Origin of the sequence: Inquilinus limosus MP06 (genome assembly GCF_000767795.1) — a bacterium.
In the GTDB taxonomy this organism is placed as follows: domain Bacteria; phylum Pseudomonadota; class Alphaproteobacteria; order DSM-16000; family Inquilinaceae; genus Inquilinus; species Inquilinus limosus_E.
On record NZ_JANX01000059.1, the window covers coordinates 1 to 18,393 of the forward strand.

The 18,393-nt window shown below is 69.0% G+C and carries 19 protein-coding genes and 1 riboswitch; of the genes, 2 read left to right on the forward strand and 17 right to left on the reverse strand.

The features are described 5' to 3' along the window. Window positions 1-221: 221 nt before the first annotated feature. Window positions 222-316: riboswitch (TPP riboswitch) on the reverse strand. A 32-nt stretch (window positions 317-348) separates the two neighbouring features. From P409_RS07410 to P409_RS07460, 12 genes are all read right to left on the reverse strand, one after another. Beyond that, window positions 349-783, reverse strand: coding sequence for a type II toxin-antitoxin system VapC family toxin (locus tag P409_RS07410; protein WP_034833737.1), 435 nt, complete (start codon window positions 781-783; stop codon window positions 349-351). After that, window positions 780-1,034, reverse strand: a complete 255-nt coding sequence (locus P409_RS07415) for a type II toxin-antitoxin system Phd/YefM family antitoxin (RefSeq protein WP_202964587.1) — start codon at window positions 1,032-1,034, stop codon at window positions 780-782. Before P409_RS07415 ends, P409_RS07410 begins: the two co-directional genes overlap by 4 nt. A gap of 129 nt (window positions 1,035-1,163) precedes the next feature. Further along, on the reverse strand, window positions 1,164-2,603 hold the full coding sequence (locus P409_RS07420; protein ID WP_034833742.1) for an aldehyde dehydrogenase family protein: 1,440 nt from the start codon (window positions 2,601-2,603) through the stop codon (window positions 1,164-1,166). Window positions 2,604-2,677: 74 nt separating this feature from the next. Then, a complete protein-coding gene (locus P409_RS07425) occupies window positions 2,678-4,030 on the reverse strand; it encodes a DNA recombination protein RmuC (RefSeq protein ID WP_034833745.1) in 1,353 nt (450 codons plus the stop codon). A 42-nt stretch (window positions 4,031-4,072) separates the two neighbouring features. Beyond that, window positions 4,073-5,347: a phosphopyruvate hydratase gene (gene eno, locus P409_RS07430; RefSeq protein WP_034833747.1), complete on the reverse strand. Its 1,275-nt coding sequence runs from the start codon at window positions 5,345-5,347 to the stop codon at window positions 4,073-4,075. Beyond that, complete coding sequence (locus P409_RS36965; protein ID WP_081991345.1) at window positions 5,344-5,583, reverse strand: type II toxin-antitoxin system Phd/YefM family antitoxin; 240 nt, start codon at window positions 5,581-5,583, stop codon at window positions 5,344-5,346. The genes eno and P409_RS36965 overlap by 4 nt, the downstream gene beginning before the upstream one ends. A gap of 221 nt (window positions 5,584-5,804) precedes the next feature. Next, window positions 5,805-6,803: a phosphotransferase family protein gene (locus tag P409_RS07435; RefSeq protein WP_034833750.1), complete on the reverse strand. Its 999-nt coding sequence runs from the start codon at window positions 6,801-6,803 to the stop codon at window positions 5,805-5,807. 13 nt (window positions 6,804-6,816) lie between these two features. Beyond that, complete coding sequence (locus P409_RS07440) at window positions 6,817-7,545, reverse strand: SDR family NAD(P)-dependent oxidoreductase (protein ID WP_034833754.1); 729 nt, start codon at window positions 7,543-7,545, stop codon at window positions 6,817-6,819. Between the two features lie 300 nt (window positions 7,546-7,845). Then, window positions 7,846-8,847 carry an AraD1 family protein gene (araD1, locus tag P409_RS07445; RefSeq protein ID WP_034833763.1) on the reverse strand — a complete coding sequence of 334 codons (1,002 nt, stop codon included), beginning with the start codon at window positions 8,845-8,847 and terminating at the stop codon, window positions 7,846-7,848. An 8-nt stretch (window positions 8,848-8,855) separates the two neighbouring features. Then, complete coding sequence (locus P409_RS07450; protein ID WP_034833764.1) at window positions 8,856-9,632, reverse strand: SDR family NAD(P)-dependent oxidoreductase; 777 nt, start codon at window positions 9,630-9,632, stop codon at window positions 8,856-8,858. A 55-nt stretch (window positions 9,633-9,687) separates the two neighbouring features. Beyond that, window positions 9,688-11,439: an IlvD/Edd family dehydratase gene (locus tag P409_RS07455; protein WP_052120155.1), complete on the reverse strand. Its 1,752-nt coding sequence runs from the start codon at window positions 11,437-11,439 to the stop codon at window positions 9,688-9,690. A gap of 29 nt (window positions 11,440-11,468) precedes the next feature. Then, window positions 11,469-12,281, reverse strand: a complete 813-nt coding sequence (locus P409_RS07460) for a FadR/GntR family transcriptional regulator (RefSeq protein ID WP_081991346.1) — start codon at window positions 12,279-12,281, stop codon at window positions 11,469-11,471. Between the two features lie 374 nt (window positions 12,282-12,655). Here P409_RS07460 and P409_RS07465 point away from each other — a divergent pair, with 374 nt between their 5' ends. Then, window positions 12,656-13,552 (forward strand): aldose 1-epimerase, encoded by an 897-nt coding sequence (locus P409_RS07465; protein WP_034833756.1) that lies wholly within the window; start codon window positions 12,656-12,658, stop codon window positions 13,550-13,552. Between the two features lie 393 nt (window positions 13,553-13,945). Next, a complete protein-coding gene (locus tag P409_RS07470; protein ID WP_034833758.1) occupies window positions 13,946-15,013 on the forward strand; it encodes a saccharopine dehydrogenase family protein in 1,068 nt (355 codons plus the stop codon). Between the two features lie 63 nt (window positions 15,014-15,076). Here P409_RS07470 and P409_RS07475 read toward each other — a convergent pair whose 3' ends face one another. From P409_RS07475 to P409_RS07495, 5 genes are all read right to left on the reverse strand, one after another. Beyond that, complete coding sequence (locus tag P409_RS07475) at window positions 15,077-15,406, reverse strand: type II toxin-antitoxin system RelE/ParE family toxin (RefSeq protein ID WP_034833759.1); 330 nt, start codon at window positions 15,404-15,406, stop codon at window positions 15,077-15,079. A 6-nt stretch (window positions 15,407-15,412) separates the two neighbouring features. After that, on the reverse strand, window positions 15,413-15,685 hold the full coding sequence (locus P409_RS07480; protein ID WP_034833760.1) for a type II toxin-antitoxin system Phd/YefM family antitoxin: 273 nt from the start codon (window positions 15,683-15,685) through the stop codon (window positions 15,413-15,415). Between the two features lie 56 nt (window positions 15,686-15,741). Beyond that, entirely contained in the window at window positions 15,742-16,428 is a 687-nt protein-coding gene (locus tag P409_RS07485) for a protein tyrosine phosphatase family protein (protein ID WP_161790356.1), read from the reverse strand. An 80-nt stretch (window positions 16,429-16,508) separates the two neighbouring features. Next, complete coding sequence (locus P409_RS07490; RefSeq protein ID WP_034833762.1) at window positions 16,509-17,261, reverse strand: Bax inhibitor-1/YccA family protein; 753 nt, start codon at window positions 17,259-17,261, stop codon at window positions 16,509-16,511. A 102-nt stretch (window positions 17,262-17,363) separates the two neighbouring features. Beyond that, window positions 17,364-18,393: ABC transporter permease (locus P409_RS07495; protein WP_034833771.1), on the reverse strand; the 1,030-nt coding region annotated here is incomplete at its 5' end.

Here is an 18,393-nt window from a genome sequence, read left to right on the forward strand (position 1 = left end):
CGGGGTCGCGCAGCTGCACGATGGTGACGCCGCCGCGCGCCGCGGCCGCGGCCACCTCGGCGACGCCCCGCGGCCCGCTCAGCCGCGTGTCGGTGACCAGATAGACCGACAGGTCGAGGCGCCGCCTCGGTTCGATAGCCTCTGCAGCCGCCACCATTCCGCTCCTCCGTGGCCGGCGGCGGGATGTCGGCGATCGATCCTCTAGGATCCTGGGCCCGGTGCGGGCATCGCGTGACGGCTCCCTTCGCTGGCATAACCCAGATCAGGTTCGACGGGTATGATCTCAGCCCGTTGCCGGGCACCCCGTGTCACTTCCGGGCCGAGGCTGGCAGGGCCGGGGGCGTGGTGTCAAGCGTCCGGGCCTGTGCTCCAGGGGTTCAGGAGGGCAGGGACCGAGGCCTCGAAATCCGAGACGTTGCGGGTCACCAGCGTGAGGCCGTGGACCTGCGCGGTTGCGGCCATGAAGGCATCCATGGCGCCAATGGGCCGGCCCATGGTGGCCCGGCGTGCGATGATGATTCCCCAAGCATCCGCCACGGCCGGATCGACCGGCAGGATCCGGGATTCGAAACGTGTCGGGAGGTCGTGCGTCAGCCAGTGATCGAGCAGGCTGCGCCGCTTTCCATTGGGCAGGCGGTCTATGCCGTAGCGCAGCTCCGCCAGAGTGATGACGCTCAGAAACGTCCGGTCTTCATCGACGTTGGCCAGCCAGGCAACGACGCCGGCGTCGGGAGCGGGCTTCTTCCACTCCGAGACCACGTTGGTGTCGAGAAGGAAGGTCAAAGATCGGTCTCGCGGGGACCGTCATTGAGTCGCTCGGTATCCAATTCCGAACCACGGAGTGGGGAAGCGGCGAAGAAATCCGCGAGGGTGCCGACGCGCTTCGTCTTCCGATCCCATTCCTCGGCAGACACCACCACGACGGCGGAATGCCCGTTGCGGGTTACGGTCTGCGGCCCCTCACGGCGGGCTCGATCGATCACTTCGCTGAACTTGGCCTTGGCCTCGGCGACGGTCCAGGTCCCGTCACTCATGACAATCTCCATCGCTCGATGGTCATGATAGTCATATTGGTCATCTGGCTCGAAGCCGCAAGCGCCCGGCAAACGGAAAGGGCCGGCCGTCGCCAGCCGGCCCCTTCCGCACTTAGCTCTCGGACGAGATCAGCCGGGGAACGTGTAGGCCGTCTTCACCACGGTGTAGAACTCCGCGGCGTAGCGGCCCTGTTCGCGCGGGCCGTAGCTGGAGCCCTTCCGGCCGCCGAACGGCACGTGGTAGTCCACGCCCGCCGTCGGCAGGTTCACCATCACCATGCCGGCCTGGCTGGCCCGCTTGAAGTGGCTGGCATGCTTCAGGCTCGACGTGGCGATGCCGGCGGACAGGCCGAACTCGGTGTCGTTCGCCGTGGCCAGCGCCTGCTCGTAATCCTTGACCCGGATCACCGAGGCGACCGGCCCGAAGATCTCCTCGCGGCTGATCCGCATGTCGTTGGTGGTCTCGGTGAACAGCGCCGGCGACAGGTAGAAGCCCTCGGTCTCGCGGTTCAGCCGCTCGCCGCCGACCGCCAGCTTGGCGCCTTCCTTGACGCCGATGTCGATGTAGGACAGGTCCTGGTCCAGCTGGCTCTGGTCCACCACCGGGCCGATATCGGTGCCCTGCTTCAGGGCGTTGTCGACTTTCAGCGACTTCAGCTTCTCGGTCATCGCCGCGACGAAGCGGTCATGGATGCCCTCGGTCACGATCAGGCGCGACGAGGCGGTGCAGCGCTGGCCGGTGGAGAAGAAGGCGCTGTTGGTGGCGGCCCCGACGGCGGTGTTCAGGTCCGCGTCGTCGAGGATGACCATCGGGTTCTTGCCGCCCATCTCGAGCTGCACCTTCTTGCCGAGCTCGGCGCAGCGCAGGGCGATGCTGCGGCCGGTGCCGACCGAGCCGGTGAAGGTGATGGCGTCGACATCCTTGCTGGCGACGAAGGCCTCGCCGACCACGGAGCCGCGGCCCATCACCAGGTTGAACACGCCGGCCGGCACGCCCGAATCGACGATGATCTGCGACAGCGCCCAGGCGCTGCCCGGCACCAGGTCGGCCGGCTTGAACACGATGCAGTTGCCATAGGCGAGGGCCGGGGCGATCTTCCAGGCCGGGATGGCGATCGGGAAGTTCCACGGCGTGATCAGGCCGATGACGCCGATCGGCTCACGCGTGATCTCGACATCGATGCCGGGGCGGACCGAGGCCAGCTTCTCGCCCTGGATGCGCAGCACCTCGCCGGCGAAGAACTTGAAGATCTGGCCGGCGCGGGCGGCCTCGCCGATGCCCTCGGGCAGGGTCTTGCCCTCCTCACGCGACAGCAGGCGGCCCAGCTCCTCCTTCCGCGCCAGGATGGTGTTGCCGATCTTGTCCAGCAGGTCGTGCCGCTCCTGCAGCGTCGTCATCGACCATTTCGGGAAGGCGGCGCGGGCCGCGGCGATCGCCTGCTCCGCCTGGGCGCGGTCGGCGCGGGCGTATTCGCCGATCACGTCCGACAGGTCCGACGGGTTCACGTTCTTCGACGCGTCCGGGCCTTCGACCCAGGACCCGGCGATGTAGTTGGCGTGGACGCTCATCTGGTTTCCTCTCTCGACCTATTGTCGGATGAATGATGACTGGATAGGGCCCGCGGCCTTCCGATGCAACAGCGCTATGGCGTGTCTTCTTCCGCCGGGGCGGGCATCTCCGCCTCCGGCGCGTCGAGCTCCAGGATCGGCGCGGCGCGGTCCATCGGCAGTTCCTCCACCTCGCGCAGCTTGCGGTGGATGGCGCGGCTGCGGACGCCGATCTGGTGGATCACGTTCTGGCCTTCCTGCAGCTTCTTCTCGACCTTGCCCATCAGCTCGCCATAGGTGCGGAACTCGGTCTTCACCGCGCCCAGCACCTGCCAGATCTCGGCCGATTTCTCCTGGATCGCCAGGGTGCGGAAGCCCATGCGCAGGCTGGACAGGAAGGCGCCCAGCGTGGTGGGGCCAAGGATGGTGACGCGGTGCTGCTCGCGGATCGATTCGCGCAGGCCGGGGCGGCGCAGCACTTCGGCGAACAGCCCCTCGGTCGGCACGAACAGCACGGCGAAGTCGGTGGTGGTCGGCGGGCAGATGTACTTGGTGGCGATGCGCTTGGCCTCCGTGCGGATGGCCTTCTCCAACCCGTCGCCGGCCTTGGCCGCGGCCTCGGCGTCGCCGGCCTCGATCGCCAGGATCAGCCGCTCGTAATCCTCCTGCGGGAACTTGCTGTCGACCGGCAGCAGCACGCCCTCGGGCAGACGGATGGCGAACTCCACCGTCTCGGTCGAATCGGCGCGCGGCCGGGCGTTGCGCACCAGCTGGTCCTCGGTCAGCACCTGCTCCAGCAGGGCGTCCAACTGCTCCTCGCCGAAGGTGCCGCGGGTCTTCACGCCCGACAGCATCTTCTTCAGGTCGCCGACGCCGCCGGCCAGGACCTGCATCTCGCCCAGGCCCTGATGCACCCGCTCCAGCCGCTCGCTGACGGTCTGGAACTGGGTCTGCAGCCGCGCCTCCAGCGTCGCCTGCAGCTTCTCGTCGACCGTGGCGCGCATCTGCTCCAGCTTCGCCTCGTTCTCCTTGCGCAGCGACTGCAGGTTCAGATCCATGGTCTCGCGCAGCCGGTTCTGGCTCTGCGCCATGGATTCGGACAGGGCCTGCAGCCGGGCGGCGACGGTGTCCAACCGGGTCTGCTGGGTCTCGCCGATCGCCTTCATGGCGCCGACCAGGGTCTCCCCGGTGTTGCGCAGCGACGATGCGATCTCCTGCCGCTGCCGGCTATCGCGCGCCTCGGCCGAGGCGTCCGCGCGCCGCTCCGCCGTCTGCAGTTCCTGCGCCATCCGCGCCAGGTCGGCGCGCAGGTCCTCGATCGTTCCGCTCAAGGGCGAGAGATCCAGCCGCGGCCGGCGGAACAGCGCGACCAGCAGGGTCAGGACGGCGACGCCGAGGATGGCGAGGCCGAGGATGCGCAGATCGATCGAGGCGAGGTCGAAGCTCATGGACTCATCCGGTTGCGGGACGGGCAGAACACTCCAGACCGGTCACCCGCGCAAGACGCTTCGGCCGGCGAAGGTGGCGCGGCCGCCCAGCGCCTCCTCGACCCGCAGCGCCGCGTTCCACTTCGCCATCCGCTCCGACCGGGCGAAGGATCCGACCTTCAGCTGGCCGACGCCCCAGCCGACCACGAGGTCGACGATGGTGGTGTCCTCGCTCTCGCCCGACCGGGCGGAGACGATGCCGCCCAGGCCGGACTCCCGCGCCGCGTCCCAGGCCGCCTTCGCCTCGGTCAGCGTGCCGCGCTGGTTGGGCTTGATCAGCACGGTGGTGCAGGCCTTGGCCACGGCGGCATCGCGCACCCGCGCCGCATCGGTGACCAGGAAATCGTCGCCGACCACCTGCACCCGGTCGCCGATCGCGGCGGTGATGGCGCGGAAGCCGGCGGCGTCATCCTCCGCCACCGGGTCCTCGACCGACACGATCGGCCAGCGCCGGGTCCAGCCGGCCACCCGCTCGACCATCTGCCCGGTGTCGAGGTCCTGCCCCTCGAAGCGGTAGCGGCCGTGGCGGCCGAACTCCGACGCGGCGACGTCCAGCGCGATCGCCACCTCCTCGCCCGGGCGGCGGCCGGCGCGCTCGATGGCGCGGACCAGCATGTCCAGCGCCTCCGCCGCGTCGGCGAAATCCGGCCAGAAGCCGCCCTCATCGGCGACGCCGTACAACCGGCCGGCATCGGCCATCAGCGACCCGGCGGCGCGATAGACCTCGGCGGTCCAGTCCAGCGCCTCGGCGAAGCTGCCGGCGCCGGGGCACACCACCAGGAAATCCTGCACGTCCAGCCGCCGCCCGGCATGGGCGCCGCCGCCGAAGATCTGGATCTCGGGCAGCGGCAGCAGGACGGCGTCCTCGCCGCCGAGATGGCGCCACAGCGGCAGGCCGGCCGCGGCGGCGGCGGCGTGGACGGCTGCCATCGACACCGCCAGGGTGGCGTTGCCGCCCAGCCGCGACTTGTCGGGCGTGCCGTCCAACTCGACCAGCACCCGGTCCAGCCCGGCCTGGTCGGCGGCATCGAAGCCGATCAAGACGCGGGCGATCTCGCCATTGACCGCACCGACCGCGCCCTGCACGTCATGGCCGCCGAACGCCGTGCCGCCGTCGCGCTTGTCCCGCGCCTCGCCGGAGCCAGTGGAGGCGCCCGCCGGGGCGATGGCGCGGCCCAGGGCGCCGCCCTCCAGCCGGATCTCGGCCTCGACCGTCGGCCTTCCCCGGCTGTCCCAGACGCGCCGGCCGCGGATCGCGGCGATGGTGGTGGAGGTCATAGATCGGTCTCTCTCAAGGGAGACGGGTCGTGGGGTGTATCCAGCGGTCCCGGGAAGCCGAGCAGGTAATCGGCGAGGTTGGGCTTCGCGGCGTAGAGGTGTTGGCCGTTCTCAACGGGCACGACCATGGCGGCGGGCCGGCCATGCTTGGTGATGATCGTTGGTTCGCCTCGTTCGGCGGCCGCGACGATGGCGGAGAGGCGGGCTCTTGCCTCACGGAGGCGTATGGTTTTCATCACAATCCTCTCCCCTGTCAGCGCCCAACCATAGTAACCAACCTGCCCTTCTATCCTCCCCCTCCCCTTGCGGGAGGGGGTAGGGGAGGGGGCTGTCGATCGAAGAGAGCCGGAGCGAGGCCATCCGAAATCGGTTTGGGTCTCAGCTATCGTTCGATACCGGTTCTATCGGCACCAAACCCTCCCCTACCCCCTCCCGCAGGGGGAGGGGGAGAGTAAAATTATCGGCCCAGCTCTCGCGCCCAGGCTGCCCCGATCTCAGCCAACGTCTCCGGCGGGTCCAGCAGCAGGGCGCGGGCCACGCGGCGCACGCAGCCCTTCTGCGCCGCATCGGTCAGGTACTCGACCGGCGATTTGCCGTCGACCCGGGCCAGGAACAGGCCGGGCAGCAGCCGGGCGGCGCGGGATTCGAAGGCGTCGGACGGTTCCCAGTCAACGTCGGCGAGATAGGTCTCCGACAGCGCGTCGAAGCAGGTCAGGAAATCGGGCGCCGATTCCGGCCGCCACAGTCCCTTCAGCAGCAGGTGGTTCAGGCAGAAGGCCAGGTCGAAGGCGGGATCGCCCCACCAGGCGCACTCGGCGTCCAGGAACACCGGGCCGTCCGGCCCGACCAGGATGTTCTTGGGGCTGACATCGCCATGCACCAGGGCTCGCTTGGCTGTCCGGGTGGTCTCGACCAGCGCGTGCAGCGCCGCGGCGCAGTCGGGGTGGGCGATCGCGGTCGCCACCAGATAGGGCTCGAGGCGGATGTCGTAGAAGATCGCGTCGGTCGGGAACTCGGCGGCCAGGGCTGGATCCGCCGCCGTGGCGGCGTGGATGGCGACCAGGCGGCGGCCGACCTCGGCGGCGAAGGCCGGGTCGGCGCGGCCGTCCCGCAGCTCGGCCTTCCACACCGGGTGGTCCTGCGGCGCCAGATAGGCCATGGCTAGTGTCCCAGCCGCCTCGTCCTGGCCCAGCAGGCGCGGCACCGCCTGCGGCACGATCGCTGCCGCGGCCCGCATCCAGCGTGCCTCGTACAGGTTGCGCGCCACCGGCGCCCGCCAATCGGCGGCGACCCGCAGCTTCGCCAAGGCCCGCTTGACGCAGATCGGGCCGGCGGCGAGGTCGACCCGGAAGATGTCGGAGGAGACGCCGCCGGTCAGCGCGGTGAAGCGCGGCGTCTCCTCCGGCCCGGCCAGCCCCATCCGGCGCAGCGCCGCCAGCAGCTCGGGGTCGGCCATCGCGGGCGTCGGCTCAGTAGGTCGCGCGGCCGCCGGAGAGGTCGAAGACGGCGCCGGTGGTGAAGCTGTTCTCGGCCGAGCACAGCCACGCGATCATCGACGCCGCCTCCTCGACCTTCAGGAAGCGGGCGCGGGGGATGCGCGACAGCATGTAGTCGATATGCTCCTGGCTGATCTGCTCCAGGATCCGGGTCTTGGCGGTGGCCGGGGTGACGCAGTTGACCGCGATGTCGTGGCCCGCCAGCTCCTTGCCCAGCGACTTGGTCAGGGCGATCACACCCGACTTGGCGGCGGAATAGGCGCTGGCGTTGGGGTTGCCCTCCTTGCCGGCGATCGAGGACACGTTGACGATGCGGCCGTAGCCGCGCGCGATCATGCCCGGCACCACGGCGCGGCAGCAGTAGTAGACGGCGTTCAAATCCAGCTCGATCACCTGGCGCCAGGTGTCGAGCGGATAGTCCCAGGTCTTCACCGACGGCCCGGCGATGCCGGCATTGTTGATCAGGATGTCGATCTGCCCCTGGGCCTCCACCGCCGCGGCCACGGCGGCGGCGTCGGTGATGTCGATGGCGATTCCGGTGGCGCCGATCGCCTTCGCCGTCGCCTCGACCAGGGCTTGATCGCGGTCCCACAGCACCACCTTGGCGCCCGAGGCGATGAAGCGCTCGGCGACCGCCCGGCCGATGCCCTGCGCCCCGCCGGTGACCACGGCCAGCTTGCCGTCGAGATCGATCCTGTTCATCCGCGTTTCCCCGTGTTCCGGCCCGCCTGAGGCGGTGTCTTGGCTCGATATGCCCGACTTTATCCGGGCTCGGCTGGATGTCGCCAGCCCCGGATGGCGGGGTCAAGCCTATTTACCAGGCGGCGTGGTTCGCCCCCTCACCCTCCCGCCGCCAACGCGGCGGGCCCCTCCCTCTCCCCAAGGAGAGGGAAATAGGAGCGTGGCCCACTTAACCTCTTCTTGGGGAGAGGTCGGAATCGCGCAGCGATTCCGGGTGAGGGGGCGGCACCGGCGTTTCCGCAGGAGCCGCCCCTCACGAGGTTAAAGCGCCCGGACCGTGACCGTCTCCTCGGCCGCGCGCGCCAGCGGGTTGCGCAGGGCACGGCCGAAGGCGGCGGCTTCGATCTCGAAGCGGTCGCCCGGCTCCGGCTTGATGCCGTCGGTGACGCTCAGCGTCGCCGTGCCGAAGAAGTGCAGATGCACGTCGCCCGGCCGGCGGAACAGGGCATATTTGAAGTGGTGGTGCTCGAGATTGGCGATCCAGTGGCTCATATTGGCCTCGCCGCTCAGGAACGGCTTCTCCCAGATCGTCTTGCCGCCGCGGGTGATGCGGCTGGTGCCGCGCACATCCTCCGGCAGCTTTCCGACCAGCAGCTCCGGCCCGACCGAGCACTGGCGCAGCTTGGAATGCGCCAGCAGCAGGTAGTTCTGCCGCTCGGTGATGTGGTCGGAGAACTCGTTGCCGATGGCGAAGCCGACGCGCCAGGGCGTGCCGTCCGGCCCGACCAGGTAGCAGCCGGTGATCTCCGGCTCCTCGCCGCCATCCAGCGCGAAGGACGGCATGGTCAGCGGCTGCTCGCCGGCGACGACGATCGAGCCGTCGCCCTTGTAGAACCATTCCGGCTGCACGCCCGGCTTGGCGCCGGTCTCGCCGCCGGCCGGCTTGCCGCCGGTCAGGCCGTCCCGGAACATCTTCATGCTGTCGGTCAGCTTCTCGGCCTCGCCGAGGGTCTTGTGCATCTGGTCGCGGGCGTCGGCGCTGCCGAGATGGGTCAGGCCGGTGCCGGTGACGATGCAATGCGCCGGATCGGGATGGTCCAGCGGCGGCAGCAGGCGGGCCTCGGCGATCACCGCATCGTAGGACTCGGTGCCGGCGCCGTCATCGGCCGCGACCAGCTCGGCGATCGACTTGCGCGAGGCGATCGCCGCCTGGGCCAGGTCGTAGGTGGTGTCGAAGGCGGAGAGCAGCTTCAGGGCATCGCCCTGGCCGGCGACGCCGACGCGCCGCTCGCCCGACTTGGTGCGCAGTTGGATCAGGTTCATCGTCATTCTCACAGTCCGTTCGCCCAGCCGGCATCGACCACGAAGGTCTGGCCGGTACACATCGCGCTGTCGTCCGCCGCCAGCCAGAGTGTCATCTGCGCAAGATGGACGGGCAGCACCTCGTCCGGGATGCACTGGCCCTTGCGGCGGTCGGCATCCGCCTCAGGCGTCAGCCACAGCTCCTTCTGCCGCTGGGTGATGACCCAGCCCGGCATCACGGTGTTCACCCGGATGTGCTGCGGGCCCCAGTCGCGGGCCAGGCCGCGGGTCAGCCCCTCGACGCCCGCCTTGGCGGAGGTGTAGGCCGGCATCCCGCCCTGCTTCAGCCGCCAGGAGACCGAGCCGAAATTGATGATCGAGCCGCCGCCGGCGTCGCGCATCCCCGGCTGCACCGCCTGGGCGGCGAAGAACTGATGGCGCAGATTCACCGCCATGCGCTCGTCCCAGTAATCGGGCTCGACCGTCTCCGGCGCGTGGCGCTGGTCATGCGCGGCGTTGTTGACCAGGATGCGGATGGTCCCGATGGCCTGCTGCGCCTCGGCCACCGCCGCGCGCAGATCGGCGATGTCGCGCAGGTCGCAATGCCGGAACTTCGGCGCCGCCAGCCCCTCGGCCTTCAGCCGGTCGACCAGCGCGGTCGAGGCCTCGTCATTGATGTCGACGAAGAACACCCGCGCCTCCTGGCGGCAGAAATGCTCGACGATGCTCTCGCCGATGCCGCTGCCGCCGCCGGTGACGAAGACCGGCTTGTCGCGCAGCGACGGATAGTTCGCGTATTGGGTCATGATGTCCGTCTGCAAGGAAAAGGCCCGCCCCGTCCGGGACGGGCCCGGATCGTGCTCAATGGCTGTCGCGCGGCACCGCATGGCCGCGGCAGCCGACCAGGAAGTCGAGGTCTGCGCCCTTGTCGGCCTGCATGACGTGGCGGACGTAGAGCTCCTGATAGCCGCCCTTCATCGCCGGCTCCGGCGGCGACCAGCGCTTGCGCCGCTCCGCCAGTTCGGCGTCGGGGACGTCGAGATGCAGCCGCCGGTTGGCGACGTCCAGCTCGATCATGTCGCCGTCCTGCACCAGGGCCAGCGGGCCGCCGGCCGCGGCCTCCGGCGCCGTGTGCAGCACCACCGTGCCGTAGGCGGTGCCGCTCATCCGGGCGTCGGAGATGCGGACCATGTCGCGCACGCCCTTCTTCAGCACCTTCTGCGGCAGCGCCATGTTGCCGACCTCGGCCATGCCCGGATAGCCCTTCGGGCCGCAGTTCTTCAGCACCATGACGCAGGTCTCGTCGATGTCGAGATCCGGGTCGTCGATTCGGGCCTTGTAGTGCTCGATGCTCTCGAACACCACGGCGCGGCCGCGATGCTGCATCAGCTCCGGCGTGGCGGCCGACGGCTTCAGCACCGCGCCATCCGGCGCCAGGTTGCCCTTCAGCACGGTGATGCCGCCCTGCTTCACCAGCGCGTTGTCCCAGGGGCGGATCACCTCCGGGTTCCAGTTGGCGGCGTTCCGGACGTTCTCCCACATCGATTTGCCGGTGACGGTCGGGGCGTCCTTGAACAGCATGCCGTTCTCGCCCAGCGCCCGGGTCACCGCCGGGATGCCGCCGGCATAGTAGAAATCCTCCATCAGGAACCGGCCGGACGGCATCAGGTCGACCAGGGTCGGCACGTCGCGGCCGTACTCGTCCCAGTCCTTCAGGGTGAAGTCGGCGCCGGTGCGCCCGGCCAGGGCCAGCAGGTGGATCACGGCGTTGGTCGAGCCGCCGATGGCGCCGTTGACCCGCACCGCGTTCAGGAAATTCTCGCGGGTCAGGATCTTCGAGATGCGCAGATCCTCATGCACCATCTCGACAATGCGGCGGCCGGACATGTGGGCGATGACGTAGCGGCGGGCGTCGACCGCGGGGATCGCGGCGCAGCCGGGCAGGCTGGTGCCCAGCGCCTCGGCCATCGAGTTCATGGTGCTGGCCGTGCCCATGGTCATGCAGTGCCCGGCAGAGCGGGATTGCGCCTGTTCGGCTTCCATGAACTGCTGCAGGCTCATCACCCCGGCCTTGACGTCGGCGTCGAACTGCCAGACCGAGGTGCCGGAGCCGATGGTCCGGTCCTGGTACCGGCCGTTCAGCATCGGCCCGCCGGAGACGACGAGGGCCGGGATGTCGCAGCTGGCCGCGCCCATCAGCAGCGCCGGCGTGGTCTTGTCGCAGCCGGTCAGCAGGATGACGCCGTCGATCGGGTTGGCGCGGATCGCCTCCTCGACATCCATCGCCGCCAGGTTGCGGTACAGCATCGCGGTCGGCCGCAGATTGGTCTCGCCGGTGGAGAACACCGGGAACTCCAGCGGGAAGCCGCCCATCTCCCACACGCCGCGCTTCACATGCTCCGCCAGCTTGCGGAAATGGGCGTTGCAGGGGGTCAGCTCGGAGAAGGTCTGGCAGATGCCGATCACCGGACGGCCGTCGAAGACATGGTCCGGCAGGCCCTGGTTGCGCATCCAGCTGCGATGGATGAAGCCGTCCTTGTCATGGGGGCCGAACCAATGGGAGGAGCGCAGGGGCTTCCTGTTGCTGTTGCTGCTGCCGGCGTCGTCAGCCATCACTGGGGTCCTTGTTGGCTAGGCTGGGATCAGGGGTTCGGCTTGATGTGCGGCAGGGCGCGGCGCATGTCCTGTGCCGCATCCTCGAGCAGGACCCGCATCGCCTTGCGCGCCGTCTCCGGCTCGCGCGCGAGGATGGCGTCGCGCACCGCGCAGTGGAGGGGCAGCGACACCTGCAGCGCGCCGGGCGCGTTGTTGGTGATGCGGAAGCTCGATGCCATCGCGGTCTCGATCAGCGCGCCCAGCGGCTGCAGGAACTCGTTGTTCGATGCCGCCAGGATCGACTGGTGGAAGCGCAGGTCGGGCTCGACCGAAGCATCGCCGTCCGGCGCCGCCTCCATGTCGGCGAAGGCGCGGCTGATCGCCTCCCGCTGCGCGTCGTCGGCGCGCTCCGCCGCCATCGCCGCGGCCGCGGGCTCGATGATCTGGCGGATCTCGAACAGGTTTTTGGCCAGGCGCTCCATAGGCTGGGTGGCGAACTGCCAGGCCAGCAGGTCCGGGTCCAGCATGTTCCATTCGCCGCGCGGCCGCACCCGCGTGCCGGTCTTCGGCCGGGATTCGACCAGCCCCTTGGCGGCCAGCACCTTGATCGCCTCGCGCAGCGCGGTGCGGCTGACCGAGAACTGGGTCGACAGGTCGGATTCGTTCGGCAGCACCGTACCGGGCGGGATGTCGCCGCGCACGATGCGGGTGCCGATGTCATAGGCGATCTGGCCGTGCAGCGACCGGCGCGAGAAGGTCTTGCTGCCCTGCGGCTGGTCGGGGGCGGCCGTGCGGGTGGCGGCCCGCCGCTGCACCGGGCGCGGCAGGGCTCCTGTCACCGCATCCGCATGCGCGGCCATCGTCACCGGTCCTTTTGGTCTGTCCGGGCCGGACATCTCTGGTTCCCCTTTCCTGCCGCCGGTCAGACGCGGCCGAAGCCGTCCGGGCGCCACAGCGCCCCGGCTCCGCCGTCTCCCGCCGGTCCGACGATCTCCTTCCGGCCGATGTGCAGGTTGGGGGTAGGCCCGGCGGCATCGCCACGGGCCCTCCGCATGCCGTCCGTGCGAACGACATCCTCTCCGCTCTTCTCGACCACGGCCTTTCCCCAGCGGTGCGGTCTGGCGTGCCGACCGCACTCTTTGCTATTCATCATACAATTTGAGTATTGAGCCCTCGGCGGATCGGCGTCAAGCATTGCCGAACATTGCCCGGGCAACGGCGAAGGGAGGATGGAATGACGCTGGAGATCGTGCAACTGCGGGAAGGGGACAGCATGGCCGACATCGTGCCGGCGATCGGCGGCGGCATCGCCGGCTGGTGGACCGGCAGCGGCGAGGCGCGGCGCGATTGGCTGCGCCCGGCCACGCCGGAAGCGCTGGCGGCGGGCGATGTGCTCGGCCTCGGCAACTTCCCGCTGACCCCGTTCTCGAACCGCATCCGCGAGGGCCGCTTCCGCTTCCGGGGCCGGGAGGTGCAACTGCCGCTGAACACGCGCGAGCGGCACCAGCTGCACGGCCATGGCTGGCAGCGCCCCTGGACGGTGCTGGAGCGTTCGGCGTCGCGCTGCGTGCTGGTCGACGACTATGCGGCCGATGCCTGGCCCTTCCCGTACCGGGCGCGGCAGGAGTTCACGCTGACCCCGGCCGGGTTCGGCTTGGTGATTTCGGTCGAGAACACCGGCCGCGAGCCGATGCCCGCTGGGCTGGGTCAGCACTTCTACTTCCCGCGCACCCCGCGGACGACGGTGACCGCCGGGATCGAGCGGATGTGGGTCAACGATGCCGAGGTGATGCCGCTGGAGCTGGTGGACCCGCCGCCGGAGAAGGATCTGCGTCGCGGCTTCCGTCCCGAGGCGGTGCGCACCGACAACAACTTCACCGGCTGGGACCACCGGGCGGTGATCGACTGGCCGGAGCGCGGCGCCCGGCTGGTGATGGAGGCCGACGCCCCGCTCGACTTCCTGGTCTGCTATTCGCCGGACGACCCTTATGTCTGCGTCGAGCCCGTGAGCAACGCCACCGACGCCTTCAACCTGGCCGAGTCCGGCCGCACCGACACCGGCATGGCGGTGCTGCAGCCGGGCGAGGCGCTGCGCGGCGTGGTCCGGCTGCGGCCTGAGGTGGTTGGATAGAATCCCGAGGGCGGCCTCCTATTCGTCATGGCGAGCCCCGCAGGGGCGTGGCCATTCAGGGGCCGGTGCGAGCCGCCCTGGATGGCCCATTCTCGACTCAAGGGGGCGCTTCGCTCCTCGCCATGACGGCTGAGTGGGATGGTGGAAACGAGCGATTTGGTTCCACCGAGAATCAGTGTGCAGTTCTCTCCAATGGCCGAATTGAAGTCGGCTAATTATCTTTCTCTCCTTTCCCGATCGGCCGGCGACTCGAAGGTCGCCGAGCCTCCCGGCGCACCTTCCGGAACGCACGGACACAAGGCTTTCTGCGGCTTTCCGGTGGGTGTAGAGACGGCGCCATCCGCACCGACCCGGCGCCTTCGCTCCGGGGCGTCCGTCTGAAGGAGAGGCGTCATGACCAAGGTTCTGCTGCTCGGCGGCGGCAAGATCGGCACCTGCATCACCGCCCTGCTGACCGCCACGGGTGACTACCAGCTCACCGTCGGCGACCAGGACCAGGGCATGCTCGACCGGCTCGAGGCCGATGTCGCCAAGCGCCAGCTGCGCTTCGACGACGCCCAGGCGCTGCGCGACGCCGTGTCCGGCCACGACGTGGTGATCTCGGCCGCGCCGTTCCACCTGACGCCGCTGATCGCCGAGGCGGCGAAGGACCGCGGCGCCCACTATTTCGACCTGACCGAGGATGTCGAGAGCACCCGCCGGGTCAAGGCCCTGGCCGAGGGCGCGAAGACCGCCTTCACCCCGCAATGCGGCCTGGCGCCGGGCTTCATCTCGATCGTCGGCTACGACCTGGCCAAGCGCTTCGACGAGCTGCACACCCTGCATATGCGCGTCGGCGCCCTGCCGGTCTATCCGTCGAACGCGCTGAAGTACAACTTGACCTGGTCGACCGACGGGCTGATCAACGAGTACTGCAACCCCTGCGAGGCGATCCATGAGGGCGAGCTGCGCGAGGTGCTGCCGCTCGAAGGCATGGAGCACATCTCGCTCGACGGCATCGACTACGAGGCGTTCAACACCTCGGGCGGCCTCGGCACGCTGTGCGAGACGCTGGACGGCAAGGTCAAGTTCCTGAACTACAAGACCGTGCGCTATCCGGGCCATCGCGACATCGTCAAGCTGCTGGTCAACGAGCTGCAGCTGGGCCAGCGCCGCGACATCCTGAAGGACGTGCTCGAGGCCTCGATCCCGATGACCAAGCAGGACGTGGTCCTGATCTTCGTCACCGCCTGGGGCAAGAAGGAAGGCCGCCTGATGCAGGAGACCTATGCCAAGAAGGTCTATGCCAAGGAGATCGGCGGCCAGCTGTGGAGCGCGATCCAGGTCACGACCGCGGCCGGCATCTGCGCCATGGTCGACCTGCACCGCGCCGGCCAGCTGCCGCAGAGCGGCTTCGTGCGGCAGGAGCAGGCGAACCTGTCCGACTTCCTGGCCAACCGCTTCGGCCAGCACTACGCATAAGAACCGGGTTTAGGGACGGAAACGGGAAAGGGCGCGGCCGAGAGGCTGCGCCTCTTCGTTGGCTCAACGCGATTTCAGCAGTCGGCGCTGCAGTAGAATCTGCATGTTTCGGCGCCCATCGAAAACGCCATGGACGTTCACGGTCGCCACGCCGATCCGATAGATGATGCGGTATGGCTTATAATGGATCTCGCGGTATTCGGTATTGCCGAACGCCCTCAGTTCCTTCGGGACGTTGTCGCGCTGGGGCAGATTTCCGAGCCCTTTCATGGCGTCCTGGAGGGCTTCCAGCACCTTGCCGGCATTCTCGACGGAGTCCTGTTCCGCTATGAAGCGCCAGATCTCCTCCACGTCCCGCCTTGCGGCACGCGACAGGATGACCTTGATCGCCATCGCGGATCAGATCTTGAGGTTGGCCCTGATCTCGGCGAAGGCCTCGTCGACAGGCAGCCCCTCGCCAGCCTCGATCTCGGCCTCGCCCAACGCCAGGATCTTCAGCAGCGCCAGCGTCTCCTGGGTCTGCTCGTAGCTGTCGATGTCCTGCAGCACCGCCTTGGCCTCGCCGTTGACGGTGATGATGAACGGCTCCTGCCCCTCCCGCAGCCCCTGGATGACCTCGGGGGCATGGGCTTTCAGGTAGCTGATCGGCTTAATGCGGTCGGACAGCTTCATCGCAGCCTCCTTGTATCGGCCCGAATATAGACCGAATTCAGACCGCCGGAAGCTGCCTATTCCCGTCCCAGCAGCCCGTCGACGATCATGGTGGCGAGGCCGCTGGGCACGAAGGATTTCTTCACCGCCTTGCGGTCGTAGGCGGTGTCGACCCAGTCCCAGAAGGCGATCGGCTCGCGCGCATTGGCCTCGGCATAGGCCTCGATGAACCGGTCCAGCAGGCCGGTCGGCGATTTTTTGAAGTGCAGGTAGCGCCAGTGCAGCTGTTTCAGCGCCTCGGTCGGCGGGGCGTTCTCCCGCGTCATCAGGATCAAGGCGGCCACCAGGCCGGCGCGGTCGGAGCCGGACTTGCAATGAACCAGGATCGGGTATTCGGCCGCCTCCAGCACCCGCCGGAGCTGGTGCAGCACGCTGACCTTCGGCGCGTCGCGCGACTTGGTGGTGACGTCGATGAGCGTGATGCCGTAGCGGCGGCAGGCCTCCGCCTCGCGGCGGTAGGAGCCGCAATCGCGCGGGCCGCGCAGGTTGACGATGGTGCGGATGCCGTCGCGCGCCATGCCGCGGATCTGGTACGGCAGCGGCTGGCCGGAGCGCCAGATGCCCGGCGCGATCTCGACCCGGGTGTTGACGAAGGTCCGGAACACGCAATGGTCAACGATCCAGCTGTCCAGCGCGTCGGCCAGGCGGCCGCGGCCCCCTTCTGTACGCTCAGGGCGGGGCTGGTCGGGAACGGCTTCGGTCATATCCATGTCGCAGGCGTGGTCCGGAAAAGCGAAGCCCGGCAGCTGGCGCTGCCGGGCTGTGCGTGGCGACGGCCGCGCCGTCAGTTGCGGTTGCCGAACAGCCGCAGGAGGAACAGGAACAGGTTCAGGAAGTTCAGGTAGAGCGTCAGGGCACCCCAGACCGCGGTCTTGGTCTCGACCTCCTGGCCCAGCCCCTCGGCATACTGCTCCTTCAGCCGCTGGGTGTCGTAGGCGATCAGGCCGGCGAAGATCAGCACGCCGAGCACGCTGATGACGAAGGCCAGGCCGCTCGAGGCCAGGAAGATGTTGACCAGGCTGGCGATCACGATGCCGATCAGGCCCATGATCAGGAACGAGCCGAAGGCCGACAGGCTGCGCTGGGTGGTGTAGCCGTACAGGCTCAGGCCCGCGAAGGACGCGGCGGTGATGAAGAACACCCGCACCACGCTCTCGCCGGTATAGGCCAGCAGCACCGGCGCCAGGCCGATGCCCTGCAGGGCGACGAACGCCCAGTACAGCGTCTGCAGCGTGGACGCGCTCATCGAGCGGATGCCCATGCTCATCCAGAAGATCAGGCCGATCGGCGCCAGCAGCGCGACCCAGCCCAGCCCGGTCAGGCCGATCCGCCCGAAGGCGTTGACTGCCAGGAACGCCCCGCCGATCGGGGTGAACATCACCAAGGCGGCGGTGATGCCGCTGACCAGCAGGCCGCCGGCCATGTACCAGTAGATCCGCAGCATGTACTGCCGCAGACCCTCGTCGAACGCCGCACGCTCGATGGTGCGCGCGCCGGCGCCCGGTGTTGCGTAGCGGCCCTGTGGATCGAAGGCCATCTCGAAAACCTCTAGTGTGGTGAAGAACCACGCGGCTGAAATATTGGCAGCGTGAGGCCAGGATACAACATGTCGGCGCTGCGCCGAAGGGTCTCAGGCGATCTATTCGTTCCGCAGCAGCGGCGCCGCCTTCTGGCCCAGGGCCACCCAGGTGCCGAGGAAGCCGAACGCCAGGGTGATGGCCACGCACAGCGCCGCCGTGCCGAGCAGGGTCAGCGGCAGGAAGGTCCAGTCGATCTCCATCACGAAGGTCAGCACGCCCCAGGCGGCCACCGTGCCCAGCGCGCAGGCGATCGCGGCGGTCAGTAGGCCCAAGAGGCCGTATTCGATCAGGAAGGCGCGCAGCACGTCGCCGCGGGTCGCGCCGAGCACCTTCAGCACCACCGCGTCGTAGATCCGGCGGCGATGGCCCGCCACCACGGCCCCGGCCAGCACCAGCGCGCCGGCCAGCAGGGTGACGCCGGCGGTCGACCGCACGGCCGCGCCGATCTGGGACAGGAGCGCGTTCACCGTCTCCAGCGCGTCCTTCAGGCGCACGGTGGTGACGTTCGGGAAGGCCTGGGTCACCGCCTTCTGCAGCGCCAGCTCCTCCGCCGCCGGCACCCGCGCCGTGGCCAGCCAGGTGTGCGGCGCGGCCGACAGCGGCTTCGGCGACATGATCAGGGTGAAGTTGATGCCCAGCGTGCTCCAGTCGATGTCGCGGATGTTGGCGACCTCGGCCTCGATGTCGCGGCCCAGCACGTTCAGCGTCATCCGGTCGCCCGGCTTCAGCCCGAAGGCCTCGGCGATGTCCTTGTAGACAGAGATCTGCGGCGGGCCGTCATAACCGGCCGGCCACCACCGGCCCTGCAGCAGCGTGTCCTTCGGCGGCATCGCGGCGGCGTAGGTGACGCCGCGGTCGCCGCGCAGCCAGCTCGACTTGGCTTGGTTCACCACCGCCTTGTCGGCCGGCACGCCGTTCACCGCGGTGATGCGGCCGCGCAGGCTGGGCACCTCGGCCAGGTCGGCGGCGCCCGGCGTGCCCTGGATCAGGGCGTCGAACTGCTCCTTCTGCGATTTCTGCACGTCGACGAAGAAGAAGGACGGGGCCTGGTCGGGCACCCTGTCCTTGATCTGCCGGTCCATGTTGCCC